We start from the raw sequence: 26,176 nt of genomic DNA, 5'->3' as shown, positions 1-26,176 counted from the left end.
TTACAACAGGCCGCCGCCGTCGATGTCGATCACGCTGCCGGTCACGAAGCCGTTCTCCATCGCCAGCAGGTAACCTGCCGCGACGTCGGCCGCCTGGCCGACCCTGCCGACTGGCAGGCTACCGCCAACCCGTTCGAACAGCGCCTGACGCTGCGCGGCGCTCATGCCGTCGTAGGCTTCGGTGGCGGTGATGCCGGGGCTGACCACGTTCACCCGCCGCGGCGCCAACTCCTTCGCCAGCTGCTTGCCGGCCGCTTCCAGCGCGGCGTTGATGGCGGTTTTGACCAGCTGACCGCCGAGGTATTTACGCGACAGCTGGCCGGAAGTCAGGGTGATGGAGCCCTGCGGCGCCAGCGTCGGCAGCGCCGCCTGCACCGCGCGCAAACTGCCCCAGAATTTGACGTTGAAGTCGGCCTGTGCCCGTTCCAGGGTAGTCTCCGCCAGCGGCTTCGCCTCCACCAGCGGCCCGGCGGTGATCACCAGATGGTCGAAGGCGCCGACGGCGGCAAACAGCGCATGCAGCGACGCTTCATCGGTCAGATCGGCCTGCATCAGGCGCAGCGCGTCGTTCTTCTCCCTGGCGTGGGGCAGGCGGCGCGAAGCCAGCACCACTTCAGCGCCGCGCGCCGCCGCCGCGTAGGCCACCGCGGCGCCAATGCCGCTGGTACCGCCCAGGATCACCAGTTTTTGTCGTTTCAGTGGGGAGTCGGGAATTGTCATGCTAAGGCCTCTTTTAAGGTAAGTTTCAACGGGATCTATCTTTCCTGATTGAAAATGAGGAAAAAACCCCGCCTAATAGCAAACACTTGTAAATTAATATTAATAATCGATGGCGCTAAAGGAGGGGAGCTGATGACCTCATTTGTCGATCTCGAGGTGTTTGTTCGCACGGTGGACGGCGGCAGTTTTTCCGCCGCGGCGCGTGCGCTGGATATGACGCCGGCGGCGGCCAGCATCGCGGTGAAAAGGCTGGAGCAGCAGCTGGGCGCGCGGCTGCTGGTGCGTTCCACCCGCAGCCTGAGGTTGACGGAGGAGGGGGCCCGCTATCTCGACAGCGCACGCCTGGCGCTGGGCGCGTTGGCCGAAGGCGAGCAGGCGATCCGCGAGAAGCATCAGGGGCTGTCCGGGGTGCTGCAGATTTCCGCGCCGTCGGATTTCGGCCGCAATCTGCTGCTCGGTTGGCTGGATGAGTTCCGGCTACAGCATCCGCATATTCAGCTGCAGCTCCTGATCAACGACCGGCAGGCCGATTTGTTTCGCGAGCCGGTGGACGTGGCGCTGCGTTTCGGGCCGTTGGCCGACTCTGCGCTGGTGGCACTGCCCATTTTGCCGCAGCACCGGCGGTTGATCTGCGCCAGCCCCGATTACCTGCGGCGACACGGCGCGCCGCAAACGCCGGCCGATTTGGCCCTGCACAGCATTCTGGTGTATCAGCCCAGCGGCAAACGGCATGTGGAATGGCGGCTATGGCGCGGTGAGGAACTGATCGAAGTACCGCTGAACGGCAGCTATTTTACCGATGACGGCGAAGTGGCGCGGCGCTGGGCGCTGGCCGGACACGGCGTGGTGCGCAAGTCGGCGATCGACGTGGTGGCCGACATTCGGGCCGGGCGGCTGGTGCCCCTGTTGCCGGAATGGCGCAGCGACGCGGTGCCGATCAATCTGGTTTGCCCGCATCGCTCGCAGGTATCGGAACGCGTCCGGCAGCTGCAGCGCTTTTTACAGCAGCGCTGCCAGCGTTGGATGGACGATCACTTGGCCTGAAGGGTTTCGGTTTGCGCCGGCGTGGCGGCGGTATCCCCGGCAGGCGCGCTTTCTTCGTGCGGGGTGGTAGAACGGGTGTAGATGTTCAGCCCGGCGAGGAATACGCCGCCCAGAGAACCGAAGGCGCACAGGGCGATGACGATGACGAACGCTTTTTTCAGCATAGGAATAATTTCGCAGGTTGCTTGGAACAGCGGGAATTATAGCCCCTTCGCCGGGTGAAACAAGAATCGTTTTTAACGGCGGCGCGCAGACCGCCCTTTGTGATCACTGCCGTTCACTGTCGATGGCCTGCACGCGAGCCGGCCGGGCGAACAGGTATTTTCCCAGCGTCACCAGCACCACTGCCGCCACGATGATCACCAGCGCCAGCCACTCGCGCGGTGCCAGCGATTCGCCGGCAAAGCCGATGCCGAGCAGCACCGCCACCACTGGATTGACGTAGGCATAGCTGGTGGCGACCGCCGGGCGTACGTTCTTCAACAAGAACATATAGGCGCTGATCGCCAGCATCGAGCCGAAGACAATCAGATACCCCAGCGCCAGAAAGCCGCTGGTGCTCGGCATCTGAGCCAGGTGCTCGCCGCTCAGCCGGCTGGCGACCAATAACACCACGCCGGCGACCAGCATTTCCGCCGCGCCGGCCATCGGCCCGGCCGGCAGCGAGATGCGCGATCCCAATACCGAGCCGAAGGCCCAACTGGCCGACGCCAGCAAAATCAGTAGCGCGCCGGTCGGGTTGCCCACCAGGTTGTTGCCGGTGTTGAGCAGCACGATGCCCACTAACCCGATCGCAATACCGGCCCATTCCAGTTTGGTGTTGCGCATGCCCCACAGCAGGCTGAAGCAAAGGGTGAACAGCGGCACCGTCGCCACCATCACCGCGGCGATGCCGGACGGCACGTGTTGGTGTTCCGCCACCGTCACCAGGCCGTTGCCTACCGCCAGCAGCAGAATGCCGATGGCACCGGCGGCCAGCCACTGCTTCGGCGTCGGCAGCGCGTGGCCGCGCCAGGCCAGGAAGCTGAACAGCACGATGCCGGCGGTCAGAAAGCGAATGCCGGCCATCATCAGCGGCGGCCACTGCGCGACGCCGAGGCGAATGACGAAATAGGTGGAACCCCAAACGATATATAACGTGAACAACGCCCCGATCAACGGCAGGACGCTACGGCTTGGTTGGCTAAGCATAGGATTGTATTTTGCAGGGATGATTATTATTAGAACGCTCAGTAAACCCGATCGGGCAACCGATAAGCAATGGCCTTCGGCATTATTTTTCCCGGCCGCCGCAAGCCGTTCAGCTGTCCTGTCGTTTCCACTGCAGCCAGCTGACGGCCGGCAGGTAAATCGACCAGCCGACGGCCAGCAGCAGCAGCATGAACTCCGGCGGTACGCCGGGCAGCAACGCGTCCAGCTTCCAGGACACGGCGTAGGCGAAGGGGCCGACGGCGGCGCCCAACACCGCCAGTGGCCAGGGCGCTGCTCTGACCACGTCCAACAGCCAATACCACCAGCAGCCGAAACCGATCCACAGCGCGATGGCCCAGAGCGGCAGGCCGTGTTGCCCACTGTAGTGCAGTACGCCACTGTAGCTCCACAGCCCATCCATGCCGATACCGCCCAAAGCGGTCAGGGCTGCGCCTTTGCGGCGGGCGGCAGGGGTAAAGATCAGCGCCAGCGCGGCGCCGGCCAGCAGTATGCCGTTGAGCCGATCGCGAGTCAGCAGCGCCAGCAGCCAGCAGACGCCCAGTCCCAGCGTCGCCAGCCAGAATCCGGCATGCGGCTTCTTCATCGTTCAACTCCCGTGGGGTTACTCTGCCGCCGTGCGCTCAGTGCGCTGACGGGTTTGCCAGAGCGGGCGCGAGGCCCGCTGTTTGTCTGAATGTTCGTTAATTCAACCTTAGAAGGGAAGGTGCGGGGTGCACAAGCAGAATAATCTGTACCGGTTGAAAACGTGGGCAAAAACCGGTGTTACAGGAGCGAAATGCGGTAGGCGCAGCGCCGCGAGCCGGCCAGAATGTGTTCGGCGCGCTCTACCTGCGCCTGCAGCACTTCGGTGAAGATACTCAACTCCGCCCGGCAGAAGCCCTGGCAGACGGTAGCGGCGGCGCAGATCGGGCAGTGGTTTTCCACCAACAGGTAGGAACCGTCCTCCTCCTGACGCCATTCGGCCATATACCCTTCGCGGCTGCGGATCTCGGTGAGCCGTGCCACGCGTTCGCGCAGATCGGTGGCGCCGATCATCGCCTGCTTATAGTTGATGCGGTTTTCCTGCTCGCGGGTCTCGATCAGCACGTCGAGCGCCTGTTCGCCCAGCTTGTCGCGCACGGTGCGCAGCAGCTGCACCGTCAGATCCGCATGGGTGTCGGGAAAGCGCGCGTTGCCGGCCGAGGTCAAATGCCACAGCTGCACCGGGCGGCCGACGCCGCGCGTTTCCGCCACCGCTTCGACCAGCCCCTCTTTCGCCAGCTTGACGAACTGCTGGCGGGCCGCCTCACCGGTGGTGCCGAGCACCTTTCCTGCGTCAGAAGCTTGCTGCGGGCCGCGGGTTTTCAATAGCGTCAGCAAGCGGTCACTGACCGATTGTGCGGTGCTGCCGCTATTTTCCAAGTTTATTCTTGACATATTTCTCCGCCTCGCCCTAACTTATTCCAAGATAACTCTTGTTAAATTTAACGCAATCTCATGACCAACTCAATGCCATTCCTCTGAAAACAGGACGACAACCGTGATAACCCATGACGATAGCCGCTGGAGCGACCTCTTCTCCGGCAAAAATGCGGCCAGTGCGATCGCGCTTTCGCTCGGCGTAGCGCTGCATGCCATCAATATTCTGGTCGCCACCACCATTCTGCCCTCGGTGGTGCAGGATATCGGCGGGCTGGATCTCTACGCCTGGAACACCACGCTGTTCGTGGTGGCGTCGATCCTCGGTTCCGCGCTGTCGGCCCGGCTGCTCAGCGGCTACGGCGCGCGCAGCGCCTATCTGGTGGCTTCGCTGTTCTTCATCGCCGGGGCGGCGCTGTGCGCGTTGGCACCGAGCATGCCGGTGATGCTGATCGGCCGCACGGTGCAGGGCTTCGGCGGCGGGCTGATCTTTGCGCTCTCCTACGCGATGATCAACCTGGTGTTCGAGCAGCGATTGTGGCCGCGCATCATGGCGCTCATTTCGGCGATGTGGGGCATCGCCACCCTGGTGGGGCCGGCGGTAGGCGGCATTTTTGCCGAGCTGCACGCCTGGCGCTGGGCCTTCGGCATTCTGCTGCCGATCATGGTGCTGTACGCCGCGTTTACCTTCCTGATCCTGCCCAAGGGCAAAGCGCAGCAGGCGGCCGCACCGTTGCCGGCCGCGCAGCTGCTGCTGCTGACCGTGGCGGTGCTGGTGGTGTCCGCCGGCAGCCTGGCGCACAGCGCCTGGATCAACCTGGCGGGTATCGCGCTCTCGCTGGTGCTGATGGCCTGGCTGCTGAAGCGCGAAGCGTACTCGCGGGCTCGCCTGTTGCCGCACGGCGCACTGCGGCGCGGCTCATCGCTGGCGGCGCTCTACATCACGACCGCGTTGCTGGTGATCGGCATGACCAGCGAGATCTTCGTGCCTTATTTCCTGCAGCAGCTGCACGGCCAGTCGCCGCTGATCTCCGGCTATATCGCCGCCGCCATGGCCGCCGGCTGGACGCTGTCCGAGATCCTCAGTTCCGGTTGGCGCGGGGCGGGCATTCGCCGGGCGATCGTCAGCGGGCCGCTGTTTGTGCTGGTGGGGCTGCTGGCGCTGGCGATCCTGATGCCGGTGCCGTCCGGCGGCCACTGGCAGGCGCTGGCGCCGATCGTCATTGCGCTGTTGCTGGTGGGATTCGGCATCGGCTTCGGTTGGCCGCACCTGCTGACGCGCATTTTGCAGGTGGCGCCTGAAGCGGACAAAGATATCGCCGGCGCTTCCATTACCACGGTACAGCTGTTTGCCACCGCATTCGGTGCGGCGCTGGCTGGGATGATCGCTAACCTGGCGGGGCTGAACGATCCGGGCGGCGCGGCGGGCGCGGCATCGGCGGCGCGTTGGCTGTTCTTGGCGTTCGCGCTGGCGCCGCTGCTGGCGATATTCAGCGCCTGGCGCTGCGCGGCGATCGCGCCGCCGGGGGCCGAGACGGGCAATTTTGTACAAAACCCGCCCTCGCGCGAATGCTAGAATGCCTCTCATTCAGCGGAGGTAGGCAAGATGAAGGTGGAAGGCGCAGCGCGCAAAGCATCCCGGGAACAGGCCCATTTCATGCACGTCGACGATCTCGGCGGGCTGGAAGTGCTGCAGGCCACCTACCGCCGCCAAACCTTCTCGCGCCACAGCCATGAAGGCTTCTGCGTGGGCGTCATCGACGACGGCGCCCAGCGCTTCTACCGTACCGGCGGCGAACATGTGGCGCCGTTGGGCAGCATCATTTTGGTCAACGCCGACGATATCCACACCGGCAGTTCCGCCACCGAAGAGGGCTGGTCGTATCAGGCGATGTATCCGACGCCGGAGCTGCTGGCCTTTTTATCGCGCGATCTGAACATCGGCGCCGGCGCGACGCCTTATTTCCCCAACCCGGTGGTGCATGACGTCGGCCTGGCCGGCCAGCTGCGGATGGCGTTCAGCCTGCTGCGCAGCGATGAGAACCGGCTGATGAAAGAGACCATGGTGTTTTCGGCGCTGACCTGGCTGATGCTGCGACACGGCAAAAGCCGTATCGACCCTGCGCCGCAGAGCCGGGCGCAAAGTCAGGTGGCGCGGGTGAAAGCCTTTCTCGACGATTTCCCCGAGGCGGATGTTTCGCTGCTGGAGCTGGCGGAGCGGGTGGCGCTCAGCCCTTATTACCTGCTGCGGCAGTTTCAACAGGCCACCGGCCTGCCGCCGCATGCCTATCAAATTCAGGCGCGGCTGCGCAAGGCGCGCGGCATGCTGAAGGCCGGCAGCAGCGTGCTGGACAGTGCGCTGAGCTGCGGTTTTCACGATCAAAGCCATTTCCACCGCCATTTTCGCAAGTCGATGGGCATCACGCCGGGCGACTACGTCAAATCGCTGAAATAGTCGGGCAATCGGGTGCAATACCCGTGTGCGCCTGCGCCGTAAGCTGACTTCTTCAACCGAAGGAGAAGCCCATGACTGATTCAATCCCCCTCATCACGCCGCCGTCTGCCCGCCTGCGCCCCGCGCTGCAGGGTGGAGTGGCGATCTTGCCGCTGTGCCTGGCGGTGGTGCCGTGGGGCATACTGGCGGGCTCGATGGCCCTGCAAAGCGGCCTGACGCCGGCGCAGGGGCTGGGCATGTCGGCTATCGTGTTCGCCGGGGCGTCGCAGCTGGTGGCGATGGGCATGATCAAGGGCGGTGCCGGGCTGCTGGCGCTCCTGCTGTCGACCTTTTTCGTTACCGCCCAGCACTTTCTTTACGCGCTGCGGCTACGGGAGCGCATCGCGCCGCTGCCGTTGCGCTGGCGGCTGGCGCTGGGATTCTTGCTCACCGATGAACTGTTCGCGCTGACTGGCGAACAGACGCCGGCGCGTTTCAACCGTTGGTATGCGCTGGGCGCCGGGCTGACTTTTTACCTGTGCTGGTTTCTCTCCACGCTGCTCGGCATCGTAGCCGCCGGCAGCGCCGGCGATCTGGACGGTTACGGGTTGGATTTCTCCATCGCCGCCACCTTTATCGCCATCGTGGTGCCGCTGGTGCGCAACCTGCCGGTGTTGGCCTGCGTGCTGACCGCGCTGCTGCTTTCCATCGTGTTGCACCATTTCCAGACGCCGGGCGCATTGGTGATCGCCACCGTGGCGGCGATGCTGGTCGGGCTGCTGTGCAGCGGGGGACGCCGATGATCTGGCTGACGATCGTTTTGATGGGGTTGGTGGTGTTCTTCAACCGCTACTGTTTTCTGGCGCCGGGGCTGCCGCTGCGTCTGTCGCCGCGCGTTAAAACCCTGCTGAGCTTTTCCGTGCCGGCGGTGCTGACGGCGATCTGCGGGCCGATTGTCGCCTTCAGCGGCGACCAGCTGCGCGCCGCGCCGGACAACCCTTACCTGTGGGGGACGGTGTTTGCGGTGATATTGGCGTTCTTTCTGCGCAACATGCTGGCGGTGGTGTTGCTGAGCATGCTGATTTTCATCGCGCTGCGCGACATTTTTTAAAATCCGCTTGCTATATCTCTAATTTGAGATTATTTCTCTTATATGGGATTTTGAGGTGGAGCGTGAGCGATGGATAATGGTTTGGAGACTGCCGACCTGAGGTTAGCGCAGCGGCTGGCGGATTTGCGCCAGCAGCGGGCGTGGTCGCTGGAGGCGCTGGCGCAGCGCACCGGCCTTAGCCGGGCGACGCTTTCGCGGGTGGAGCGCGCCGAAACCAGCCCGACGGCGTCGCTGCTGAACCGGCTATGTGCCGCCTACGGGTTGACCATGTCTCGCTTGCTGAGCGAAATCGAAGACGAACCGCCGGAGCTGCTGCGGCCGCCGCAACAGCCGGTGTGGGTCGATCGGGCCAGCGGTTTTCACCGTCGCTCCGTTTCCCCGCCCGCCGCACTGTATAAGGCCGAGTTTATCGAAGCCCGGCTGGATGCCGGCGCGCAGATCGATTATGACCTGCCGTCGATTCCGGCGCTGGAGCATCACCTCTGGCTGCTGTACGGGCAGCTGGAATTGACGCTGGAAGGGCGCGTTTTCCGGCTGTCGCCCGGCGACTGCCTGCGCTACCGCCTGTTCGGCGCCTCCCGTTTCCATGTCCCCGGCGATGAGCCGGCCCATTACACGCTCGTTATCTGCAGGCCATAGCCATGATTGAATTGCAACAGTGGGACGCCGACGCGGCGCAAAGCGCCATGGCCGACCTGGCCGAGATGCTGCACGCCAGCGTGGCGCACGGCGCCAGCATCGGTTTTGTCATGCCTTTTACGCTGGAACAGGCGCGGGCGTTTTGGCAGGGGCTGCTGCCGGCCCTGGCGCGGGGAGAGCGTGCGATGCTGGTGGCGCTCGAGAACGGTCGGCCGGTCGGCACCGTGCAGCTGCTGTTGGCGATGCCGGACAACGGCCGCCACCGGGCGGAAGTGGTCAAGCTGATGGTGCACCCGCAGGCGCGGCGGCAGGGCGTCGCGCGGCTGTTGATGCAGGAAGTGCAGGCGCTGGCGGCGCGTCATCGCCGCAGCCTGTTGGTGCTGGATACCCTGAGCGGCAGCGCGGCGCAGGGGTTGTACTGCCAATTGGGGTTCGAAGCGGCAGGTGACATCCCACAATACGCCCGCGCCAGCGACGGCGGGGCGTTGGAAGCCACCTGTTATATGTACAAACTGCTGTGAGGTTTAGCGCCCGCCCCAGGCGTTGATCGCCTGCTGGCGCACCTGCAGCTTCTGCTGCGGCGTCAGCTTGTTGTAGTCGCGGGCCAGCCCGCTTTCCCAATCGCCGTACATCGGATTGGGCAGCACGATGAATTCGGTGCCGAATTTGCCCTGGTTCTCGCTGACGAACGCCCGGCGCTGCGCATTGTCCTTATGGTAAGTCGCGGCGCCGAAGTCGTTCAGGTTGTCGCCTGCGTACACCACGATGTCATAGCCGGCTTGTTTGATGGCGTCGAAGCGCGCCTGCTTATTGGAGGTGTCGGTGCTGAGCAGTACGGTCTTTTCCGACATGCCGGTGAAACCGAGCTTCTGCATGTTGGCCACCGTGGCGGCGTATTCGCTCTGCTTGCGGTTCGACACGTAGAACATCGTTCCCTGATGGGTGTTAACGTAGCGGGCGAACGACACCGCGCCCGGTACCGCACCGGCCTGTTCGGCCTGCGTCCATTTGGCCCAGGTGGCGCCGTCGTACGGCTGGCCCTGCTGCGCCTGCCAGCCGGAGTAGGCGCTGTTGTCCAGCATGGTTTCATCCAGATCGACCACCACCGCCTTTTTACGGCCCGGCGCGGCCTTGGCCTGATCGAAGGCGCGCTGCGCGCTGTTGAACGCCTGATGTGCCAGCGCCCGGTATTCGCCGGACTGTTGGAACCAGTTCACCGCCAGCACCGACTGATCCGCCAGCCGTTGCTGGGCCTGCGCATCGGTGTGCGGCGGCTGTGCGCACCCGGCCAGCGTCAGCAGCGCGACGCCGACCGCCGCGCCGAGGGTGAGTGTGCGTACCTGTTTTCCTGCCATCGTTATCTCTCTCTTTTTTATTGTGGGCTGTCCAGCAGCATATCCATCTCGAACTGACGCAGGGGATCCTGCCGCCAGCCAAGATGCGTAAAGAAGGGGGCCGCCACCTCGGGCACAAAGACGTTGGCGGTCAGCGGCAAAGGGGCGAACTGCGCTTGCAGGGCCGCGAGCAAGGTGCGGGCATGCCCCTGGCCGCGGTGCTGCGGCGGCACATAGATCAGGCGCAGCCAGCAGTGCTCGGCGCCGGGCATTACCACGGCGTAGGCTTGGCGATTGAGCGTATAGGCTTGCGGTTTGCCCGGCAGCTTGAACAGCGATTCGGGGGCGATCAGCCAGGGCAGGTCGGTGGCGCCTTCCGCCGTCAGACGATGGCTGACGGTCAGCGGATCGACCGCCTGCAGCGCCGCCGTGCCTGGCGGCACGTCCTTCGGCGCCTGATGGCCCGTCAGGGTGCGCACGATGCGCAGCCCGGCGCGATGATACAGCGCCAGTGCGGCTTCGTTGCCTTCAATCACTTCCAGCGACAGCCGATGGTCGCCGCGGCGACGTGCATCCGCCACCAGCCGCTGCATCAGCGTTTTGCCCAGCCCCTGGCCGCGCATCTCCGGGCGCACGGAAAAGGCCGCAACCCGGCTGTGCCGGCCGCGGCGGGCGATCAGCGCCACCGCCACCGGTTCATTGCGGTGGGTGACGATCAGGCTGTCATTCAGGCTGAGATCTTCGGCGCCGAAGCGGGCAGCGAAGGTCGGCCCATCGAGCACGAAACGCACGATGTAGTTTTCAAAACAGTGGCTGAGGATGTTTGCCAGTTCGTCGCTGCTGTAGCGCACGGCGTTGTGATAGTCGAAGCGTCCGTCGTTATGCATGGCTGATTCCGCTTGGGGAAAGCTATACATGTAGACCCGTTTGTTTTGCAAGGCAAGCGGGGGGCATTCGTTGGCGGGAAAATAAAAACAAAAAAGCCGGACGCAGCCGCCCGGCGAAATAAAACTCTGGGTATCAAGTGACGCTAAAGTTTGCAGTGGTGGTTATTCATTCATCACATCAGAACTGGTAGGTCAGGGCGACGGCAATCACGTTGTCGTCTTTCAGACCCAGCTTGTTATTGCTGTCGAGCTGGTTGATTTTATAATCGACATAGGTCGACATGTTCTTGTTGAAATAGTAATACGCGCCGACATCGATATATTTCACCAGGTCGGCATCGCCGATGCCTTCAATATCTTTGCCTTTCTGCTGAACGTAGCCCAGCGATGGACGCAGGCCGAAATCGAACTGATATTGCGCAACCAGTTCCAGGCCTTCCGCTTTATTGGCGAAACCGCTGACGGAGGTGGAACGGTTATTGATGGTGGCGGTGCCGGAAATAGGCGCGATGTTGCGGCTTTCCGAGTAGGTGGCAGCCAGATAGACATCGTTGTTGTCGTATTTCAGACCGGCGGCCCAGATATCGGCCTTGTCGCCTTTGCCGAAGGTGCCCGCTTTCTGGCTGGCGGTACGGTTGGATGAGGCATAGGCGGCGCCCACGCTCAGGCCGTCGATGATTTCGTAGCTGGAGGAAAGGCCCCAACCGTCGCCGTTCGCCTTGCTGGCGGAGCGGCCGTCGTTTTCGTTCTTGCCCTGATACTGCACGGCGAATTTCAGGCCGTCGACCAGACCGAAGAAGTTGTTATTACGGTAGGTGGCAACGCCGTTGGTGCGGCCGTTCATGAAGTTGTCGGTTTTGACGTAAGCATCGTCGCCGAATTCAGGCAGCATATCCGTCCAGGCGCCGACGTCGTAAATAATGCCGTAGTTGCGACCGTAGTCGAAAGAACCGAAGTCCTTATATTTCAGACCGGCGAAGCCCAGGCGCGTTTTAGTGTCTTTGGTGCCGTCGGATTCAGAATGGTTAGCGGCGATCTGATATTCCCACTGGCCGTAACCGGTCAGCATGTCATTAATCTGGGTCGCGCCTTTAAAGCCGATACGGACGTAGGTTTTATCACCGTCGTTGCCGGCATCATCGGAGAAATAATGCAGGGCTTTCACACGACCGTAAAAATCGAGTTTGTTGCCGTCTTTATTGTAGATTTCTGCTGCCTGTGCCGCTTGCGCAAGTAAAAGTGCCGGAATAATAACGGCCAGAAGATTACGTTTCATGAGTTACCCTGCTTTATTCGATTGAAAGACGCTTATCATCAGTTGCATTGCTGTTTTACTGTGCCGCCTGATTGTTTGCGGCGGAGAATTTTTACCGTAGTAATGTGATCTATTTATGACAAAAAATTCATTTTTATGTCGAACGATTAAAAAAGTCGCGCAAAGGGTGAATTTTTTCTTCAGCTGACGGTCGGCGGCTGGTCTACAGTTACCGATACCTTGTTCCGCTGCGGGAGGAATCATGCACGATACTTATACTTTGTTCGGTACGCAGGGCTGCGGCTCGACGATCGTGGCCGCCGCGTTGGCGTTGACCGCTTTCCCCTGGGGTTATGAGGAAGTGGACTACGCGCAGGACGGCCCGGAGCGCGATCGCCTGCTGGCGCTGAACCCGCTGGGGCAGGTGCCCACCTTGGTGTTGCCCAATGACGAAGTGATGACGGAGAGTGCGGCGATTATTCTGCTGCTGCACGATCGTGCACCGCATGCCGAGCTGGCGCCGCCCGGCGGTTCGCCGCTGTTGCCGCGTTTTCTGCGCTGGCTGCTGTTCATCAACGCGGAGATTTACCCCACCTTCACCTATGCCGATCATCCGCAGCGCTGGCAGCCGCAGGCGGCGGGGGCGGAACAGCTGAAAAACGCGGTAATGGATTATCGTGAGCGTTTATTGCAGCTGCTGAACGCCGCCGCCGGTGCAGCGGGCCCGTGGTTTCTCGGCAAGAGCTTCAGCGCGTTGGATCTGTACGTGGCGGTGATGTGCAACTGGCGGCCGGGCCGCGCGTGGTTCCGGCAACACTGTCCTCGGTTGTACGCCATCGCCGAACGGGTGGAGCAGCGGCCGGAGCTGAATGCGCTGCTGAGCGCTCAGTTCGACGGCGTTGCCCCGTTGGAATCGTGAAATCTCCCCGCCGCCCGGCGGGGAACCCTCCTGTTTTTCTGAACCGAGACTGCCGAAAATCCCGATTTTCACTCGCCGTGGCGGCGGGTAGCGTAAGGCTATCCGCAACTGACAGGAGAGTGTGATGCCATCAGAATCCCAGGCCGGGCAACAGGCGTTCGGCGATATTGCCCCCAAGCTGGCGCAGCTCAGCGACCGCGTTTTGTTTGACGATATTTGGCAGCGGCCGGCGCTGAGCCCGCGCGAGCGCAGCCTGATTACCGTCGCCGCGCTGGTGGCGCTCAACCGCGTGGAACAGCTGCCGTTTCACCTGCAGCTGGCGCAGCGCAACGGCGTGACGCGTCAGCAGCTGGCTGAGCTCATCACCCATTTGGCGTTCTACGCCGGCTGGCCCGCGGCGGCGTCGGCCGTGGCGCGCTTGCGCGAACTGGAACAGGAGGCCCACCATGCCGTTTAGCCGTATCGCCCTGCATCAGGGCAAGTCCGCCGACTATCTGCAAACCTTGTCCGACAGCCTGCATCAGGCGCTGGTGGAGGCCTTTGAGGTGCCGCCGACGGATAAATTTCAGGTGATCGATCAATACCGCCCCGGTGAGCTTATCTACGATCGCGATTATCTCGGCGGGCCGCGCAGCGCGGATTTCGTGCTGTTTTACATCACCGCCGGGCGGCTGCGCGACACCGATACCAAGCGGCGTTTCTACCGGCGGCTGGCGGCGCTGCTGGCGGAGAACCTGCGGCTGCGCCCCGAGGATGTGATGGTGGTGATCACCACCACTCAGTTGGATGAGTGGTCATTCAGCGCCGGGCGCGCCTCGATGATCGATCCGCAGGCGTAACTCGGGCTGACGTCGCCGGCGGTCTGTGGGACAATAGCGCCATCATTTCGTTTAGATAAGAGTTGAATGGCGCTCTCCTCCGCAGTTAAAGATCAGATTGGCCAGTGGTACAAAGCCCTGCAGCAGCAAATACCGGATTTCATTTCCCGTGCGCCCCAGCGACAGATGATCGCCGAGGTGGCGAAGACGCTGGCCGGTGACTACCCGCGCCATCTGGCGATCGAGGCGCCGACCGGCGTCGGTAAAACGCTGTCTTATCTGATCCCGGGCATCGCCGTCGGGCGGGCGGAGAGCAAACCGCTGGTGGTCAGCACCGCCAACGTGGCGCTGCAGGACCAGATCTACAGCAAAGATTTGCCGCTGCTGAAGAAGATTATCCCCGCTCTGAAATTTACCGGCGCCTTTGGCCGTGGGCGCTACGTGTGCCCGCGCAACCTGGCGGCGATGAGCACCGACGTCAGTCAACAGGGCGATCTGACGCTGTTCCTCGACGACGAGCTGGCGCCGTCCAGCGGCGAAGAGCAGGCGCTGTGCCAGAAGCTGACCAAGGCGTTGGCTCGCTTCGAGTGGGATGGGTTGCGCGATCACTATCAACAAAGCATCGACGATCCGCTGTGGGCCAAGCTGAGCACCGACAAGGCCAACTGTCTGGGGCGCAACTGCCACTACATTCGCGAATGCCCGTTCTATATCGCTCGCAAAGAGATCGAGAGCGCCGACGTGGTGGTGGCCAACCACGCTCTGGTGATGGCGGCGCTGGAGACGGAGTCGGTGCTGCCGAACCCGAAAGAGCTGCTGCTGGTGCTGGACGAAGGCCACCATTTGCCTGAGGTGGCGCGCGACGCGTTGGAGATCGACGGGGAAATTACCGCGCTGTCGACCAACCTGCAGCTGGACATGATCGTGCGCCAGGTCGAGCAGTGCATGACGCAGTACCGGCCGAAGAATCCGCCGGGGCTGGCCAACAGCGAGCGGCTGAAGAACCATTGCGAGGAGCTGCGCGAGTTGGTGCAGATCTTCGAGCATCAGGTCAGCGCCTACCTGCCCGGCGACAGCGTGGCGGCCGAGCACCGCTTTGAAATGGGCGAGCTGCCGGCGGAGATGGTGGAGAGTTGCGCGCGGCTGTTCAAACTGACCGATGCGCTGCGCGGGCTGGCGGAGTTCGTGCTTAACGATCTCACCGAGCAGACCGGCAAGCACGACATCGTGCGCCTGCACCGGTCGATCATTCAGATGAGTCGCACGCTGGGCTATCTGGAAGCGATGAGCAAGCTGTGGCGGCTGGCGGCGCTCGACAAGTCGTCCAACGCGCCGATCTCCAAATGGGTCACGCGCGAGCTGCGCGATAACGTTACCCATCTCTACCTACACTGCGTCGGCATTCGCGTCAGCGACCAGTTGGAGAAGCTGCTGTGGCGCAAGGTGCCGCACGTGGTGGTGACCTCGGCCACGCTGCGTTCGCTGAACAGCTTCGCGCGCTTGCAGGAGATGAGCGGGTTGAGCGAGAAGGCCGGCGATCGCTTTGAAACGCTCTCTTCGCCGTTCAATCACGTCGAACAGGGCAAGATTGTCATTCCGCAGATGCGCTACGAACCGGCGCTCGCCAACGAGGCGGAGCACCTCGAGGAGATGGCGCGATGTTTTCGCGCCGAGCAGGCGAGCGGCAAGCACAAAGGCATGCTGATCCTGTTCAGCAGCCACCGGGCGATGCAGACTTTCCTCAGCTACGTGACCGATCTGCGGCTGATGCTGCTGGTGCAGGGCGACCAGCCGCGCTATCGGCTGGTGGAAGAGCACCGCAAGCGGGTGGAGAAGGGCGTCGCCAGCGTGCTGGTGGGGCTGCAATCGTTCGCCGAAGGGCTGGATCTGAAAGGCGAGCTGCTGACCCAGGTACACATTCACAAAATTGCGTTCCCGCCGATCGACAGCCCGGTGATCATTACCGAAGGCGAGTGGCTGAAATCGCTGAAGCGCTATCCGTTCGAAGTGCAGAGCCTGCCGAGCGCCTCGTTCAACCTGATCCAGCAGGTCGGCCGCCTGATCCGCAGCAACCAATGCTACGGCGAGATCCTGATCTACGATCGCCGGCTGTTGACCAAAAACTACGGTTCGCGGCTGTTGGCGTCGCTGCCGGTGTTCCCGATCGAGCAGCGCGCGGTGCCGGAGGCCGACAAGGCGCATCTGGCGGCGCTGAAATCCGCCGCCGACGCGGCCAAAAAAGAGAAGAAGCGCGGCAACTCGTTTGCCCGCAAGCGGCGGCGTTAATCAGAGCAGCGGCGGCAGGCGGCGTTTGACCGGCGTGGTTTTTACGATCGAGGTGTTGCTCTGCGCATGCTCGGCCAGCCGATCGAGGGTGTGGTCGAGCTGTTCCATCGAGTGCGCCACCAGCCGCACGATAAAGCAGTCTTCGCCGGTCACCTTATCGCATTCGACCACTTCCGGGATCGCCTGAATCAGCTGCTCGACCTTCTTCAGCATGCCCGGCAGCGGCTTGATGCGCACCAGCGACTCGAAGGCGTAGCCCACCGCCTGCAGATTGACGTTCAGGGTATAGCCCTGGATCACGCCGTTTTCTTCCAGCCGCCGCAGCCTTTCCGAGGTGCTCGGCGACGACAGCCCCACCTGCGCGCTCAGCGTCTTCAACGATGCGCGCGCATCTTCCGCCAGAATGGTCAGGATTTGGCGATCGATATCATCCATAACGCCTCCGTTAGGTATTTTCTTTACTATAGCTGCGAGAAAAAGGCAGTTAAGCATATCTGCCTTTTTTATGCTATGGAAAGCCGCCTCGCAAAGCCGCAAGCTATGTCTCTGGGCAAGCTTCGAGGAACGCAGAATGAATGCAGAGATAAAACGCGGATCGCTGGAGATGACGGCGGCGATGCTGATTTCCGGCTCCATCGGCTGGTTTGTGCTGATGTCCGGCCAGCCGGTTATCAACGTGGTGTTTTGGCGCTGCGCGGTGGGGGCGCTGGTGCTGCTGGCGGTGTGCGGCGTATTGGGGCAGCTGCGACGCGATGCGCTGACGCGCGCCACGCTGCTGCTGGCGATCGCCGGTGGCGTCGCGCTGGTGATCAACTGGCTGCTGCTGTTTGCCGCCTATTCCTATGCCTCTATTTCCATCGCCACGGCGGTGTACAACACTCAGCCGTTTATGCTGGTGGGGCTGGGGGCGCTGTTTCTGGGGGAACGGCTGACCGCCCGCAAACTGCTGTGGCTGGGGTTGGCGTTCGGCGGCATGATGCTGGTGGTGCTGGCGCAGCCGCGGCAGACGGGGGAGCAGAGCCATTATTTGACGGGCATTGCGCTGGCGCTCGGTGCGGCGTTTTTCTACGCCCTGATGGCGCTGGCGGCCAAGCGGTTGAAGGGCACGCCGCCGCATCTTATTGCGCTGATCCAGGTGACGGTAGGGGCGATGATGCTGTTGCCGCTGGTGGATTTCCACGTTTCGGCCAGCGTTGGGCAGTGGGGGATGCTGGCGACGCTCGGGGTGCTGCACACCGGCCTGATGTATGTGTTGATGTACGGCGCGCTGCAGAAGCTGCCCACCAACCTGATCGGCTCGCTGTCGTTCATCTACCCGATCGCCGCCATGCTGGTGGATCGCCTGGCGTTTGGCCACCGCCTGTCTGCATGGCAGCTGCTGGGCGCGGCGATCATTCTGCTGGCGGCGGCGGGCATGAACCTGCTGGGCGAGCGGCGAGCGCGACTGCTGCCGGCCTCGGACGGCCGGCGCGCCGGCTGATGCTCAGGCCGGGTGCTTCAACCGGCGCCATAAGGTGGTGCGGCTGATCCCGAGCAACCGGGCGGCGGCGGCGTGGTCCCCCCCGCATCGCGCCAGCGCTTCATGAGCGGAGACGGGCACCGCCGGCGCCTCGGGCGGCGTGGCCGTCGCCAGCTCCGGCAGCAGCCACCTCAGCGTCTCGCCGCTCGGCGCTGCGCCGGTGCTCAACATCAGCGCCACCCGTTCCATCATGTTGCGCAGTTCGCGCAGGTTGCCGGGCCAGGCGTAATGACTCAGCGCGGCGTAACAGCCGGCCAGGGCGGCGCGCAGCGGCTCCGTCAGCGGCACGTCGAGCGCCGCCAGCGACTGTTTCAGAAAGTGCTCCGCCAGCATCGCGATATCGTCGCCGCGCGCGCGCAGCGGCGGTAGCTGCAGCCGCAGGGCGCTCAGGCGGTAGAACAGATCGGCGCGAAAGTCGCCCCGTTGAATCGCCTGCTCCAGGTGGTTGTGGGTGGCGCTGATGACGCGAAAGTCGACCGTTACCGGCTGTTGCCCGCCCACCCGGGTGATGGTTTTCTCTTCCAGCGCGCGCAGCAGTCGCGTTTGCAGGTGCAGCGGCATCTCGCCGATCTCATCCAGAAACAGGGTGCCACCGTTGGCGGTTTCCAGCAGCCCGCGTCGGCCGCCGCGCCGTGAGCCGGTGAAGGCGCCTTCCTCATAGCCGAACAGTTCCGCCTCCAGCAGCGATTCGGCGATGGCGCCGCAGTTAATGGCGACGAACGGCGGCGTCGCCCCCCTGGACGGTGCGCCGCGCCGGGAAAAGTATTCCCGGTGGATCGCCTGCGCCGCCAGCTCCTTGCCGGTGCCGGTTTCTCCTTCAATTAATACCGCCGCCGGCGAGCGGGCGTACAGCATGATGGTGCGCCGCGTTTGCTCCATCTGCGGAGACCCGCCCTGCAAATCGCCCAGCCCATAGCGCGGCTGGAGGGTATTGCGCGCGGCGTAATCGCCCCCGCGTTTGCTGCCGCCCAGCATCAGGCGCGTTACGTCCAATGCATCGCTGAAGGCGGCGCGCAGGGTGGCGGCGGAATAGAGGAAAATGGCGGTGAGCCCGGCCTCTTCCGCCAGATCGCTGATGAGGCCGGCGCCGACCACGGCCTGAATGCCGGCGGCTTTCAGCTCGGCGATCTGGCCGCGGGCGTCCTCTTCGGTGACGTAGCTGCGCTGTTCCAGCGGCAAATCGAAGGTCTGCTGGAACTCCATCAGTGCGGGCAGAGGCGTTTTATAGGTGATGACGCCGATCCGATCGGCGGTTCTGCGTGCCTTGCTCAGCGCCTGCAGTAGGTCGAAGCCGCCGGGCTTGACCAGGATGACCGGCACCGACAGGCGACTTTTCAGGTAGGCGCCGTTGGAGCCGGCGGCGATGATGGCGTCGCAAGGCTCGGTCGCCAGGCGAGCGCGGATATGCTGCACCGCCTCCTCAAAGCCGAGGCGGATCGGGGTGATGGTCGCCAAATGATCGAACTCGAGGCTGATATCCCGGAACAGATCGAACAGGCGGGTGATGGAGACGGTCCAGATCACCGGCTTGTCCGGCGTGCGGGGCGGCGTGATGTGATCGCTCATGATGAGTTACCGAATGAAAGTGGCTGCATTATACCCGTCATACTTGAAGCCGCCTCTTTGTTGGCTGCGCCTGTGCGCCCCAGTCACAGAGTTGTCTATGTTCCTGAGGGCTTACAGGCTTGCCGCCTTGATGCAGCTCCAATTATTTAGGGTATAGGTGTAGCCCGGTTTCAGTTATGTTTCAAATTTACTGTGTGAAACAACGATTGAAACGTTAACTGAAACGTTTTTTATCCCTTTGCCAGGCCAATGGCGCTGAATATGTTGTAACTCACTTATTTTTATCGTTTTTAATTTTTCCCCCACCGAAGTGCAACCTGGCCCGCTCCTTGCTCTGTCTGTTTCATCTGGCTAATCGGAGAAAACGTCATGACGCTGCGCTCACCCGGGCTCGCCTTTCGTCAGGCCCTGAGTAAAGAAAAACCCCTGCAAATCGCCGGCGCGATCAATGCCAACCATGCCTTGCTGGCTCAGCGGGCCGGATTCCAGGCCATCTATCTTTCCGGCGGCGGCGTGGCGGCCGGTTCGCTGGGATTGCCGGACCTGGGCATTTCGACGCTGGACGATGTGTTGACCGATATCCGCCGCATCACCGACGTCTGCCCGCTGCCGCTGCTGGTGGATGTCGACAGCGGTTTCGGCGCTTCGGCGTTCAACGTCGCCCGCACGGTGCGCTCGGTGAGCAAGGCCGGGGCGGCGGCGCTGCATATCGAAGATCAGGTCGGCGCCAAGCGCTGCGGCCATCGGCCCAATAAGGCCATCGTCTCCACCGAAGAGATGGTGGATCGCATCAAGGCGGCGGTGGATGCGCGCAGCGATCCGGACTTCGTGATCATGGCGCGCACCGACGCGCTGGCGGTGGAGGGGCTGGAGGCGGCCATCGAGCGCGCTCAGGCTTACGTAGCGGCCGGGGCCGACATGCTGTTCCCGGAAGCGATCACCGAGCTGGGCATGTACCGCCGCTTTGCCGAGGCGACGCAGGTGCCAATCCTTGCCAACATTACCGAATTCGGCGCGACGCCGCTGTTTACGACCGAGGAGCTGCGCAGCGCCCAGGTGGATATGGCGCTGTATCCGCTGTCGGCCTTCCGGGCGATGAACCGGGCGGCGGAGCGGGTGTACCGCACTTTGCGCGAGGAGGGCACGCAGAAAAGCGTCATCGACACCATGCAGACCCGCAACGAGCTGTATGAAAGCATCAACTACTATTTGTTTGAAGAGAAACTCGACGCCCTGTTTGCTCGCCAGCGCGACGAATAGGCGCTATTCACGCAGAAGCCAAATGAGGACAGTATGAGCCAAGCGATCCCCCCGCAAAGCCCGACTGGCGTTAAGCCGAAAAAATCCGTGGCGTTATCCGGCGTGCCCGCCGGGAATACCGCGCTGTGTTCCGTAGGGCGCAGCGGCAACGATCTGCACTACCGTGGTTACGACATCCTCGACCTCGCGCGCCACTGCGAGTTTGAAGAGGTCGCCCACCTGCTGATCCACGGCAAGTTGCCCAACCGCGACGAGCTGCAGGCCTATAAACACCGTCTCAAAGCGCTGCGCGGCCTGCCCGCCAGCGTGCGCACGGTGCTGGAGGCGCTGCCGGCGGCGTCTCACCCGATGGACGTGATGCGCACCGGCGTTTCGGCCCTCGGCTGCACGCTGCCGGAAAAAGAGCAGCACGGCGCGGCCGGCGCACGTGATATCGCCGATCGGCTGCTGGCATCGTTGGGATCGATGCTGCTGTATTGGTATCACTACAGCCACAACGGCGAGCGCATTCAGCCGGAGACCGACGACGATTCCATCGGCGGCCACTTTCTGCACCTGCTGCACGGCGAGGCGCCTTCCGCCAGTTGGGAGCAGGCGATGCACGCGTCATTGATCCTGTACGCCGAGCATGAATTCAACGCCTCGACCTTCGCCGGCCGGGTGATCGCCGGCACCGGATCCGACGTCTATTCGGCGATCGTTGGCGCCATTGGCGCGCTGCGCGGGCCGAAGCACGGCGGCGCCAACGAGGTGTCGCTGGAGATCCAGCAACGCTATGAAACGCCGGACGAAGCGGAAGCCGACATTCGCCGCCGCATCGACAACAAAGAGGTGGTGATTGGCTTCGGGCACCCGGTGTACACCGTCTCCGATCCGCGCCATCAGGTGATCAAAGAGATCGCGCTGCGCCTGTCGCAGGAAGCGGGCGCGATGAAGCTGTATGACATCGCCGATCGGCTGGAAAGCGTGATGCACGACACCAAAAACATGTTCCCCAACCTCGACTGGTTCTCGGCGGTGTCTTACCACCAGCTGGGGGTGCCCACCGAAATGTTCACGCCGCTGTTCGTCATGGCGCGGGTGAGCGGCTGGTCGGCGCACATCATCGAGCAACGGCAGGACAACAAAATCATTCGCCCGTCCGCCAACTATACCGGGCCGGAAGCGCGGGCGTTCGTACCGCTGGATCAGCGCTGAGCGCCGATCGTTATCGTGTCATTTTCACTCTGGAGCCTTTGGGAATCATGATGCTTGAGTCTGCCAATACCCGCCGTCCGCCGTTCGATCGCGAAATGGTCGATATCGTCGATTATGTGATGAAAGAGGCCGTCGATACCCCGGCGGCGTACCGCACCGCTCACTATTGCCTGCTCGATACCCTCGGCTGCGGGCTGGAGGCGCTGAGCTATCCGGCCTGCAAAAAACTGATGGGGCCGGTGGTGCCGGGCGCCGAGGTGCTGAACGGCAGCCGGGTGCCCGGCACCCGTTTCCAGCTGGATCCGGTGCAGGCGGCGTTCAATATCGGCGCCATGATCCGCTGGCTCGACTTCAACGACACCTGGCTGGCGGCGGAGTGGGGCCACCCGTCGGATAACCTGGGCGGGATCCTGGCGGTGGCCGACTGGCTCTCGCGCCAGGCGGTGGCGGCAGGCAAGGCGCCGCTGACCATGCGGCAGGTGATGATCGCCATGATCAAGGCGCATGAGATCCAGGGCTGTCTGGCGCTGGAAAACGCCTTCAACCGGGTGGGACTGGATCACGTGCTGCTGGTGAAGGTGGCGTCCACCGCGGTGGTGGCACAGCTGCTCGGCCTGAACCGCGAGGAGATCCTGAATGCGGTGTCGCTGGCGTGGGTGGACGGGCAGTCGCTGCGTACCTATCGCCACGCGCCGAACGCCGGCACCCGAAAATCCTGGGCGGCGGGGGATGCAACCGCCCGCGCGGTGCGACTGGCGCTGATGGCCGCCACCGGCGAAATGGGCTACCCCTCGGCGTTGACGGCGCCGACCTGGGGGTTTTACGACGTTTCTTTCAACGGCAAGCCTTTCCGCTTCCAGCGGCCGTACGGCGCGTATGTGATGGAGAACGTGCTGTTTAAAATTTCGTTCCCGGCGGAGTTCCATGCCCAGACCGCCGTGGAGGCGGCCATGACGCTGCACCGCCAGATGCAGGCTGCCGGCAAAACCGCCGCCGACATCGCCAGGGTGAGCATCCGCACCCACGAGGCCTGCCTGCGCATTATCGACAAGCAGGGGCCGCTGGATAACCCGGCGGATCGCGATCACTGCATTCAGTATATGGTGGCGATCCCGCTGCTGTTCGGCCGGCTGACGGCGGGGGACTACGAGGATCGGGTGGCCGAGGATCCGCACATTGATGCATTGCGCGGCAAGATCCATTGCCACGAAGATCCCGCCTTCACCCACGATTATCACGATCCGGAAAAACGCTCGATCGCCAATGCGCTGACGGTGGAGTTCGCCGACGGCAGCCGTCTGGATGAGGTGGCCGTGGAGTACCCCATCGGCCATGCGCGGCGGCGCGAAGAGGGTATCCCGCTGTTGATCGAGAAGTTCAAAATCAACCTGGCGCGCCAGTTTCCGGCCCGGCAGCAGCAGCGCATTCTCGAGGTGTCGCTGGACCGGCAGCGGTTGGCGCAGATGCCGGTCAACGAGTATCTCGATTTGTGGGTGATCTGAGGTAAGTGGCGCTGACAAGCCATGTCGGCGTCGCTATGATGGACGCTCCATTCCCGTCCGTCTTCTTATCAGGTGATTCATGATTGATGCCGCAACGCTGTTGTTGTTTTCCGGTGCCTGCGTGGCGCTGGCGCTGACCCCCGGCCCGGATATGCTGCTGATCGCTTCGCGCAGCGTCAGCCAGGGGCGGCGTGCCGGTTTCGCTTCGTTGGCGGGTATTCAGCTCGGTACTTACTGCCACGCGCTGGCGGCGGCGCTGGGGTTGTCGCAACTGTTCGTTGCGGTGCCGCTGGCTTACGACGCGGTGAGAATGTTGGGCGCCGCCTATCTGCTCTACCTGGCGTGGAAAACGCTGCGATCCGGCAGCAGTCTGCAGGCTTCCTCCGGGTTGCAGGCGGTGCCGACCGCGCGCATTTTCCGTCAGGGACTGTTCACCAACATCCTCAACCCGAAAATGGCGCTGTTCGTGCTGGCGCTGTTCCCGCAGTTTATCGATCCGCGCGCCGGCTCGGTGGTCGTGCAGATGCTGGCGCTGGCGACGGTGCTGAATCTGGTGGGGTTGCTGATTAACGGCGGGGTGATCCTGGCGGTCAGCGGCATGAAAAGCCGCTTTGCCGGCCGCCGTTTCAGCGCCCGCTGGCCGAACTACCTGCTGAGCGGGGTGTTCGCCGGGCTGGCCTGCAAACTCATTTTCGACAGCCGTCGTTAACCCTCGCGCAGCAGCGCTTCAAACGCCGCGCTGGCCGGTTCGTCCGGCAGCGCGCTGTACATCACCAGCCGCAGGTGATTCTCTTCGTCGACGATAAAAGAGGCGTGGTCAAAGGTGACCGGGCCGATCTCCGGGACGATGAAGCTGCGTCGCCCCTGGCAGCGCCCGTGGATATCGTGCTGCCGCCAGAGCCGGCGGAACGGCGGCGACACCCGCTCCAGCGCCTGTACCCGTTGGCGCATCACCTCATCCTCCGGCGCACGGGCATAGTCGCGGCGGAAGCTGGCCAGGATCTGCGGCGCCTGCGCCTGCCACTCCAGCAGGCGTTCATTAAGCTGCGGATCGGCAAACAGCATCCACAGCATGTTGCGCTCTTCCGTCGGACGTTCGTCGATGGCGAACAGCCGCTGCGCCGCCGGATTCCAGGCGATGATGTCCCAACTCAGGTTCATGACGTAAGCCGGCCGCAGCGTCAGATCGTCCAGCAGGCGCCGCACCAGCGGCGAGACCTGGCACCACTGATGGCCGACCGGCACCGGCGGGCGCTGATGCGCTAATAAAAACAGGTGGTAGCGGCCGGCGGCGTCGAGCTGCAGCACCCGCGCCAGGTTTTCCAAAAATGCCACCGACGCATTGATTTCCCTGCCTTGTTCCAGCCAGGTGTACCAGGTGAGGCCGACGCCGGCCAGCGCCGCGACCTCCTCGCGCCGTAATCCCGGCGTGCGGCGGCGGCTGCCGCTCGGCAAACCGACCGCCTCCGGCGACAGCTGTTCTCGTTTTTGCCGCAGAAAGTCCGCCAGTTCGTGGCGGGTGCGTTCGAGGGTGCGTGGGGGCATGGCGGCCGTCCTGTTGCTGTTAGTAATAGTATAAATGGCTATATAGTAACAGTTTAAACCCTGTTCCATACTGCGGCCATCATAATCTCTGGAGGTGGTATGGAACATTCATTATCTCGTGAGCGGCGAGGGCTGCCCGGCCTGCCGGTGCTGCTGTTGGGCGGGTTCGTCACGGTGTTCGATCTGTTTGTGGTCAACGTGGCGGCGCCGGTGATCCAGCGGCAGTTCGCCGCCGATTTCGCCGGTGTCGGTTTGATCGTCGCCGGTTATGAGTTGGCGTTTGGGGTGCTGCTGATCGCCGGTGGGCGCCTGGGCGATCGCTTCGGACGTCGGCGTCTGTTCAGCCTCGGCATGCTGGGATTCGCGCTGAGTTCTCTGCTGTGCGGGTTGGCGGGATCGCTCAGCCTGTTGATCGCCGCGCGTATTCTGCAGGGGGCGACGGCGGCGTTGCTGTTTCCGCAAATTTACGCCTTGATGCGGGTGCTGTACGCGCCGCAACAGCGGCGGCGCGCTTTCGCCTGGCTGGGCATGACGCTGGGGTTGGCGGCGATCTTTGGCCAGATCCTCGGCGGATTTATCATCGAGGCTAACCTGTTCGGCAGCGGCTGGCGCATGATCTTTTTGATCAATTTGCCGATCGGCGCACTGGCGCTGTGGGCGGCGCGGTGCATTCCCGAATCGCGGGTGGCGCAGGCGCAGCGGTTGGACGGCGTTGGCCTGTGGCTGGCGGCGACCGGCCTGTCGCTGTTGCTGCTGCCGCTGCTGGAGGGGCCAGCGCGCGGCTGGCCGTGGTGGATAGCGCCGATGTTGGCGTTAGCGATGCTGACGCTGTGGGGCTTCCTGCGTTGGGAGCGCCGTCTGGCGCAGCGCGGCGGCGATGCAGTGCTCGATCCGGCGCTGTTCCGTCAGGCGGGCTTCGCACCGGGTATGGCGGTGGTGCTGGCGATTTATGCCACCGCTTCCTCGTTTTTCTTGTGTTTCGCACTGCTGATGCAGGCGGGGGCGGGGCTGACGCCTTTTCAGGCGGGCAGTCTGTTCGCCCCGGCCAGCGCGGCCTTCATGCTGGCCTCGATGTTGGCGCCCCGGTTAGCGCTGCGTTGGGGTAATGGCGTACTGAGCGTGGGCGTGGCGATTTACGCCGCCGGGTTGGCGCTATTGATGGCGCAGGCGCTGTGGGGTGAGGCGCTGGCGCATCCGCTGCGGCTGCTGCCGGGGTTAGTGGTGCTGGGGTTCGGTCAGGCGCTGAGCATGACGCCGCTGCTGAATCTGGTGCTCGGTTTGGCGCCGGAGCGGCAGGCGGGCATGGCGGCGGGTCTGGTTGCCACCGTGCAGCAGGTGGGGGGCGCGCTGGGCATCGTGGTCAGCGGCGTCGGTTTTGTGCCGCTGTTGGCGAGCGGCGGCGCAGCGGAGCGCTATGCCCAGGCCTTTGCCGGCGCGATGCTCTGTAATTTGGTGGCGATGGACATTGCCCTGCTGTTGTTAAACCGGATCACTCGAAATACTCAGAAAGCGGATCTTAAGTAGGCCGTC

At 63.3% G+C, this 26,176-nt stretch carries 28 protein-coding genes; 17 read left to right on the top strand and 11 right to left on the bottom strand.

Annotated elements, in window-relative coordinates:
• Nucleotides 1-720 carry an SDR family oxidoreductase gene (locus FHU12_RS14300; RefSeq protein WP_141970102.1) on the bottom strand — a complete coding sequence of 240 codons (720 nt, stop codon included), beginning with the start codon at nt 718-720 and terminating at the stop codon, nt 1-3.
• A 132-nt stretch (nt 721-852) separates the two neighbouring features.
• Between FHU12_RS14300 and FHU12_RS14295 the strand changes: the two genes are divergently transcribed.
• Nucleotides 853-1,764 (top strand): LysR family transcriptional regulator, encoded by a 912-nt coding sequence (locus FHU12_RS14295; RefSeq protein WP_141970100.1) that lies wholly within the window; start codon nt 853-855, stop codon nt 1,762-1,764.
• Here the strand turns inward: FHU12_RS14295 and FHU12_RS27155 are convergent.
• The 4 genes from FHU12_RS27155 to FHU12_RS14280 form a co-directional block, all read right to left on the bottom strand.
• Nucleotides 1,752-1,928, bottom strand: coding sequence for a YohO family small membrane protein (locus FHU12_RS27155; protein ID WP_004939348.1), 177 nt, complete (start codon nt 1,926-1,928; stop codon nt 1,752-1,754). The genes FHU12_RS14295 and FHU12_RS27155 overlap by 13 nt on opposite strands.
• Nucleotides 1,929-2,031: 103 nt before the next feature.
• Nucleotides 2,032-2,955, bottom strand: a complete 924-nt coding sequence (gene yedA / locus FHU12_RS14290) for a drug/metabolite exporter YedA (RefSeq protein ID WP_141970098.1) — start codon at nt 2,953-2,955, stop codon at nt 2,032-2,034.
• 109 nt (nt 2,956-3,064) lie between these two features.
• On the bottom strand, nt 3,065-3,559 hold the full coding sequence (locus FHU12_RS14285) for a DUF2878 domain-containing protein (RefSeq protein WP_141970097.1): 495 nt from the start codon (nt 3,557-3,559) through the stop codon (nt 3,065-3,067).
• A gap of 179 nt (nt 3,560-3,738) precedes the next feature.
• Nucleotides 3,739-4,392 (bottom strand): helix-turn-helix transcriptional regulator, encoded by a 654-nt coding sequence (locus tag FHU12_RS14280; RefSeq protein WP_141970095.1) that lies wholly within the window; start codon nt 4,390-4,392, stop codon nt 3,739-3,741.
• A gap of 103 nt (nt 4,393-4,495) precedes the next feature.
• Between FHU12_RS14280 and FHU12_RS14275 the strand changes: the two genes are divergently transcribed.
• The 6 genes from FHU12_RS14275 to FHU12_RS14250 all read left to right on the top strand — a co-directional run bounded on the left by FHU12_RS14275 (nt 4,496) and on the right by FHU12_RS14250 (nt 9,079).
• Nucleotides 4,496-5,950, top strand: coding sequence for an MFS transporter (locus tag FHU12_RS14275; RefSeq protein ID WP_141970093.1), 1,455 nt, complete (start codon nt 4,496-4,498; stop codon nt 5,948-5,950).
• Nucleotides 5,951-5,980: 30 nt separating this feature from the next.
• Complete coding sequence (locus tag FHU12_RS14270) at nt 5,981-6,829, top strand: AraC family transcriptional regulator (RefSeq protein WP_141970091.1); 849 nt, start codon at nt 5,981-5,983, stop codon at nt 6,827-6,829.
• Nucleotides 6,830-6,900: 71 nt separating this feature from the next.
• Nucleotides 6,901-7,611, top strand: coding sequence for an AzlC family ABC transporter permease (locus FHU12_RS14265; RefSeq protein WP_141970089.1), 711 nt, complete (start codon nt 6,901-6,903; stop codon nt 7,609-7,611).
• Nucleotides 7,608-7,919 (top strand): branched-chain amino acid transport AzlD family protein, encoded by a 312-nt coding sequence (locus FHU12_RS14260; RefSeq protein ID WP_141970087.1) that lies wholly within the window; start codon nt 7,608-7,610, stop codon nt 7,917-7,919. Before FHU12_RS14265 ends, FHU12_RS14260 begins: the two co-directional genes overlap by 4 nt.
• Before the next feature lie 69 nt (nt 7,920-7,988).
• On the top strand, nt 7,989-8,558 hold the full coding sequence (locus FHU12_RS14255) for a helix-turn-helix domain-containing protein (protein WP_141970085.1): 570 nt from the start codon (nt 7,989-7,991) through the stop codon (nt 8,556-8,558).
• A gap of 2 nt (nt 8,559-8,560) precedes the next feature.
• A complete protein-coding gene (locus FHU12_RS14250; protein ID WP_141970084.1) occupies nt 8,561-9,079 on the top strand; it encodes a GNAT family N-acetyltransferase in 519 nt (172 codons plus the stop codon).
• Nucleotides 9,080-9,082: 3 nt separating this feature from the next.
• Here the strand turns inward: FHU12_RS14250 and FHU12_RS14245 are convergent, their stop codons facing one another.
• The 3 genes from FHU12_RS14245 to ompC form a co-directional block, all read right to left on the bottom strand.
• Nucleotides 9,083-9,913, bottom strand: coding sequence for a 5'-nucleotidase, lipoprotein e(P4) family (locus FHU12_RS14245; protein WP_141970082.1), 831 nt, complete (start codon nt 9,911-9,913; stop codon nt 9,083-9,085).
• Nucleotides 9,914-9,930: 17 nt separating this feature from the next.
• On the bottom strand, nt 9,931-10,779 hold the full coding sequence (locus FHU12_RS14240) for a GNAT family N-acetyltransferase (RefSeq protein WP_141970080.1): 849 nt from the start codon (nt 10,777-10,779) through the stop codon (nt 9,931-9,933).
• A gap of 178 nt (nt 10,780-10,957) precedes the next feature.
• On the bottom strand, nt 10,958-12,055 hold the full coding sequence (gene ompC, locus FHU12_RS14235; protein ID WP_141970078.1) for a porin OmpC: 1,098 nt from the start codon (nt 12,053-12,055) through the stop codon (nt 10,958-10,960).
• 241 nt (nt 12,056-12,296) lie between these two features.
• Between ompC and FHU12_RS14230 the strand changes: the two genes are divergently transcribed.
• The 4 genes from FHU12_RS14230 to dinG all read left to right on the top strand — a co-directional run bounded on the left by FHU12_RS14230 (nt 12,297) and on the right by dinG (nt 16,057).
• Complete coding sequence (locus tag FHU12_RS14230) at nt 12,297-12,953, top strand: glutathione S-transferase family protein (protein ID WP_141970076.1); 657 nt, start codon at nt 12,297-12,299, stop codon at nt 12,951-12,953.
• A 124-nt stretch (nt 12,954-13,077) separates the two neighbouring features.
• A complete protein-coding gene (locus tag FHU12_RS14225; RefSeq protein ID WP_141970074.1) occupies nt 13,078-13,410 on the top strand; it encodes a carboxymuconolactone decarboxylase family protein in 333 nt (110 codons plus the stop codon).
• The gene (locus FHU12_RS14220) at nt 13,400-13,792 is read left to right on the top strand and encodes a tautomerase family protein (RefSeq protein ID WP_141970073.1); all 393 of its coding nucleotides are present in this window, start codon (nt 13,400-13,402) and stop codon (nt 13,790-13,792) included. The genes FHU12_RS14225 and FHU12_RS14220 overlap by 11 nt, the downstream gene beginning before the upstream one ends.
• A gap of 66 nt (nt 13,793-13,858) precedes the next feature.
• Nucleotides 13,859-16,057 (top strand): ATP-dependent DNA helicase DinG, encoded by a 2,199-nt coding sequence (gene dinG, locus FHU12_RS14215; RefSeq protein WP_141970071.1) that lies wholly within the window; start codon nt 13,859-13,861, stop codon nt 16,055-16,057.
• Here dinG and FHU12_RS14210 read toward each other — a convergent pair whose 3' ends face one another.
• Nucleotides 16,058-16,492: an Lrp/AsnC family transcriptional regulator gene (locus tag FHU12_RS14210; RefSeq protein ID WP_063988798.1), complete on the bottom strand. Its 435-nt coding sequence runs from the start codon at nt 16,490-16,492 to the stop codon at nt 16,058-16,060.
• A gap of 136 nt (nt 16,493-16,628) precedes the next feature.
• Here FHU12_RS14210 and FHU12_RS14205 point away from each other — a divergent pair, with 136 nt between their 5' ends.
• Nucleotides 16,629-17,537 carry a DMT family transporter gene (locus tag FHU12_RS14205; RefSeq protein ID WP_141970069.1) on the top strand — a complete coding sequence of 303 codons (909 nt, stop codon included), beginning with the start codon at nt 16,629-16,631 and terminating at the stop codon, nt 17,535-17,537.
• A 3-nt stretch (nt 17,538-17,540) separates the two neighbouring features.
• Here the strand turns inward: FHU12_RS14205 and prpR are convergent, their stop codons facing one another.
• Nucleotides 17,541-19,142 (bottom strand): propionate catabolism operon regulatory protein PrpR, encoded by a 1,602-nt coding sequence (gene prpR, locus FHU12_RS14200; RefSeq protein ID WP_141970067.1) that lies wholly within the window; start codon nt 19,140-19,142, stop codon nt 17,541-17,543.
• A gap of 369 nt (nt 19,143-19,511) precedes the next feature.
• Here prpR and prpB point away from each other — a divergent pair, with 369 nt between their 5' ends.
• From prpB to FHU12_RS14180, 4 genes are all read left to right on the top strand, one after another.
• A complete protein-coding gene (gene prpB / locus FHU12_RS14195) occupies nt 19,512-20,402 on the top strand; it encodes a methylisocitrate lyase (RefSeq protein ID WP_141970065.1) in 891 nt (296 codons plus the stop codon).
• A gap of 33 nt (nt 20,403-20,435) precedes the next feature.
• The gene (gene prpC, locus FHU12_RS14190; RefSeq protein ID WP_089180679.1) at nt 20,436-21,599 is read left to right on the top strand and encodes a bifunctional 2-methylcitrate synthase/citrate synthase; all 1,164 of its coding nucleotides are present in this window, start codon (nt 20,436-20,438) and stop codon (nt 21,597-21,599) included.
• Between the two features lie 50 nt (nt 21,600-21,649).
• Nucleotides 21,650-23,101 carry a bifunctional 2-methylcitrate dehydratase/aconitate hydratase gene (locus FHU12_RS14185; protein WP_141972990.1) on the top strand — a complete coding sequence of 484 codons (1,452 nt, stop codon included), beginning with the start codon at nt 21,650-21,652 and terminating at the stop codon, nt 23,099-23,101.
• A gap of 79 nt (nt 23,102-23,180) precedes the next feature.
• Nucleotides 23,181-23,810, top strand: a complete 630-nt coding sequence (locus FHU12_RS14180; protein WP_019454632.1) for a LysE family translocator — start codon at nt 23,181-23,183, stop codon at nt 23,808-23,810.
• On the opposite strand, the gene FHU12_RS14175 is transcribed toward FHU12_RS14180, so the two are convergent.
• Nucleotides 23,807-24,646, bottom strand: coding sequence for a helix-turn-helix transcriptional regulator (locus tag FHU12_RS14175; RefSeq protein WP_141970062.1), 840 nt, complete (start codon nt 24,644-24,646; stop codon nt 23,807-23,809). The genes FHU12_RS14180 and FHU12_RS14175 overlap by 4 nt on opposite strands.
• A 99-nt stretch (nt 24,647-24,745) precedes the next feature.
• Here FHU12_RS14175 and FHU12_RS14170 point away from each other — a divergent pair, with 99 nt between their 5' ends.
• Complete coding sequence (locus tag FHU12_RS14170; protein WP_141970060.1) at nt 24,746-26,170, top strand: MFS transporter; 1,425 nt, start codon at nt 24,746-24,748, stop codon at nt 26,168-26,170.
• Nucleotides 26,171-26,176 lie beyond the last annotated feature (6 nt).

Source organism: Serratia marcescens (assembly GCF_006715005.1).
Taxonomy (GTDB): domain Bacteria; phylum Pseudomonadota; class Gammaproteobacteria; order Enterobacterales; family Enterobacteriaceae; genus Serratia; species Serratia montpellierensis.
Note: the sequence above shows the minus strand (reverse complement) of the source record. Positions and strands in the feature narration are given on the sequence as shown.

What these genes read in the sequence shown, in the direction of transcription:
- FHU12_RS14300 (WP_141970102.1), bottom strand. Translation starts at nt 720, where the DNA reads ATGACAATTCCCGACTCCCCACTGAAACGACAAAAACTGGTGATCCTG.
- FHU12_RS14295 (WP_141970100.1), top strand. Translation starts at nt 853, where the DNA reads ATGACCTCATTTGTCGATCTCGAGGTGTTTGTTCGCACGGTGGACGGC.
- FHU12_RS27155 (WP_004939348.1), bottom strand. Translation starts at nt 1,928, where the DNA reads ATGCTGAAAAAAGCGTTCGTCATCGTCATCGCCCTGTGCGCCTTCGGT.
- yedA (WP_141970098.1), bottom strand. Translation starts at nt 2,955, where the DNA reads ATGCTTAGCCAACCAAGCCGTAGCGTCCTGCCGTTGATCGGGGCGTTG.
- FHU12_RS14285 (WP_141970097.1), bottom strand. Translation starts at nt 3,559, where the DNA reads ATGAAGAAGCCGCATGCCGGATTCTGGCTGGCGACGCTGGGACTGGGC.
- FHU12_RS14280 (WP_141970095.1), bottom strand. Translation starts at nt 4,392, where the DNA reads ATGTCAAGAATAAACTTGGAAAATAGCGGCAGCACCGCACAATCGGTC.
- FHU12_RS14270 (WP_141970091.1), top strand. Translation starts at nt 5,981, where the DNA reads ATGAAGGTGGAAGGCGCAGCGCGCAAAGCATCCCGGGAACAGGCCCAT.
- FHU12_RS14265 (WP_141970089.1), top strand. Translation starts at nt 6,901, where the DNA reads ATGACTGATTCAATCCCCCTCATCACGCCGCCGTCTGCCCGCCTGCGC.
- FHU12_RS14260 (WP_141970087.1), top strand. Translation starts at nt 7,608, where the DNA reads ATGATCTGGCTGACGATCGTTTTGATGGGGTTGGTGGTGTTCTTCAAC.
- FHU12_RS14255 (WP_141970085.1), top strand. Translation starts at nt 7,989, where the DNA reads ATGGATAATGGTTTGGAGACTGCCGACCTGAGGTTAGCGCAGCGGCTG.
- FHU12_RS14250 (WP_141970084.1), top strand. Translation starts at nt 8,561, where the DNA reads ATGATTGAATTGCAACAGTGGGACGCCGACGCGGCGCAAAGCGCCATG.
- FHU12_RS14245 (WP_141970082.1), bottom strand. Translation starts at nt 9,913, where the DNA reads ATGGCAGGAAAACAGGTACGCACACTCACCCTCGGCGCGGCGGTCGGC.
- FHU12_RS14240 (WP_141970080.1), bottom strand. Translation starts at nt 10,779, where the DNA reads ATGCATAACGACGGACGCTTCGACTATCACAACGCCGTGCGCTACAGC.
- ompC (WP_141970078.1), bottom strand. Translation starts at nt 12,055, where the DNA reads ATGAAACGTAATCTTCTGGCCGTTATTATTCCGGCACTTTTACTTGCG.
- FHU12_RS14230 (WP_141970076.1), top strand. Translation starts at nt 12,297, where the DNA reads ATGCACGATACTTATACTTTGTTCGGTACGCAGGGCTGCGGCTCGACG.
- FHU12_RS14225 (WP_141970074.1), top strand. Translation starts at nt 13,078, where the DNA reads ATGCCATCAGAATCCCAGGCCGGGCAACAGGCGTTCGGCGATATTGCC.
- FHU12_RS14220 (WP_141970073.1), top strand. Translation starts at nt 13,400, where the DNA reads ATGCCGTTTAGCCGTATCGCCCTGCATCAGGGCAAGTCCGCCGACTAT.
- dinG (WP_141970071.1), top strand. Translation starts at nt 13,859, where the DNA reads ATGGCGCTCTCCTCCGCAGTTAAAGATCAGATTGGCCAGTGGTACAAA.
- FHU12_RS14210 (WP_063988798.1), bottom strand. Translation starts at nt 16,492, where the DNA reads ATGGATGATATCGATCGCCAAATCCTGACCATTCTGGCGGAAGATGCG.
- FHU12_RS14205 (WP_141970069.1), top strand. Translation starts at nt 16,629, where the DNA reads ATGAATGCAGAGATAAAACGCGGATCGCTGGAGATGACGGCGGCGATG.
- prpR (WP_141970067.1), bottom strand. Translation starts at nt 19,142, where the DNA reads ATGAGCGATCACATCACGCCGCCCCGCACGCCGGACAAGCCGGTGATC.
- prpB (WP_141970065.1), top strand. Translation starts at nt 19,512, where the DNA reads ATGACGCTGCGCTCACCCGGGCTCGCCTTTCGTCAGGCCCTGAGTAAA.
- prpC (WP_089180679.1), top strand. Translation starts at nt 20,436, where the DNA reads ATGAGCCAAGCGATCCCCCCGCAAAGCCCGACTGGCGTTAAGCCGAAA.
- FHU12_RS14185 (WP_141972990.1), top strand. Translation starts at nt 21,650, where the DNA reads ATGCTTGAGTCTGCCAATACCCGCCGTCCGCCGTTCGATCGCGAAATG.
- FHU12_RS14180 (WP_019454632.1), top strand. Translation starts at nt 23,181, where the DNA reads ATGATTGATGCCGCAACGCTGTTGTTGTTTTCCGGTGCCTGCGTGGCG.
- FHU12_RS14175 (WP_141970062.1), bottom strand. Translation starts at nt 24,646, where the DNA reads ATGCCCCCACGCACCCTCGAACGCACCCGCCACGAACTGGCGGACTTT.
- FHU12_RS14170 (WP_141970060.1), top strand. Translation starts at nt 24,746, where the DNA reads ATGGAACATTCATTATCTCGTGAGCGGCGAGGGCTGCCCGGCCTGCCG.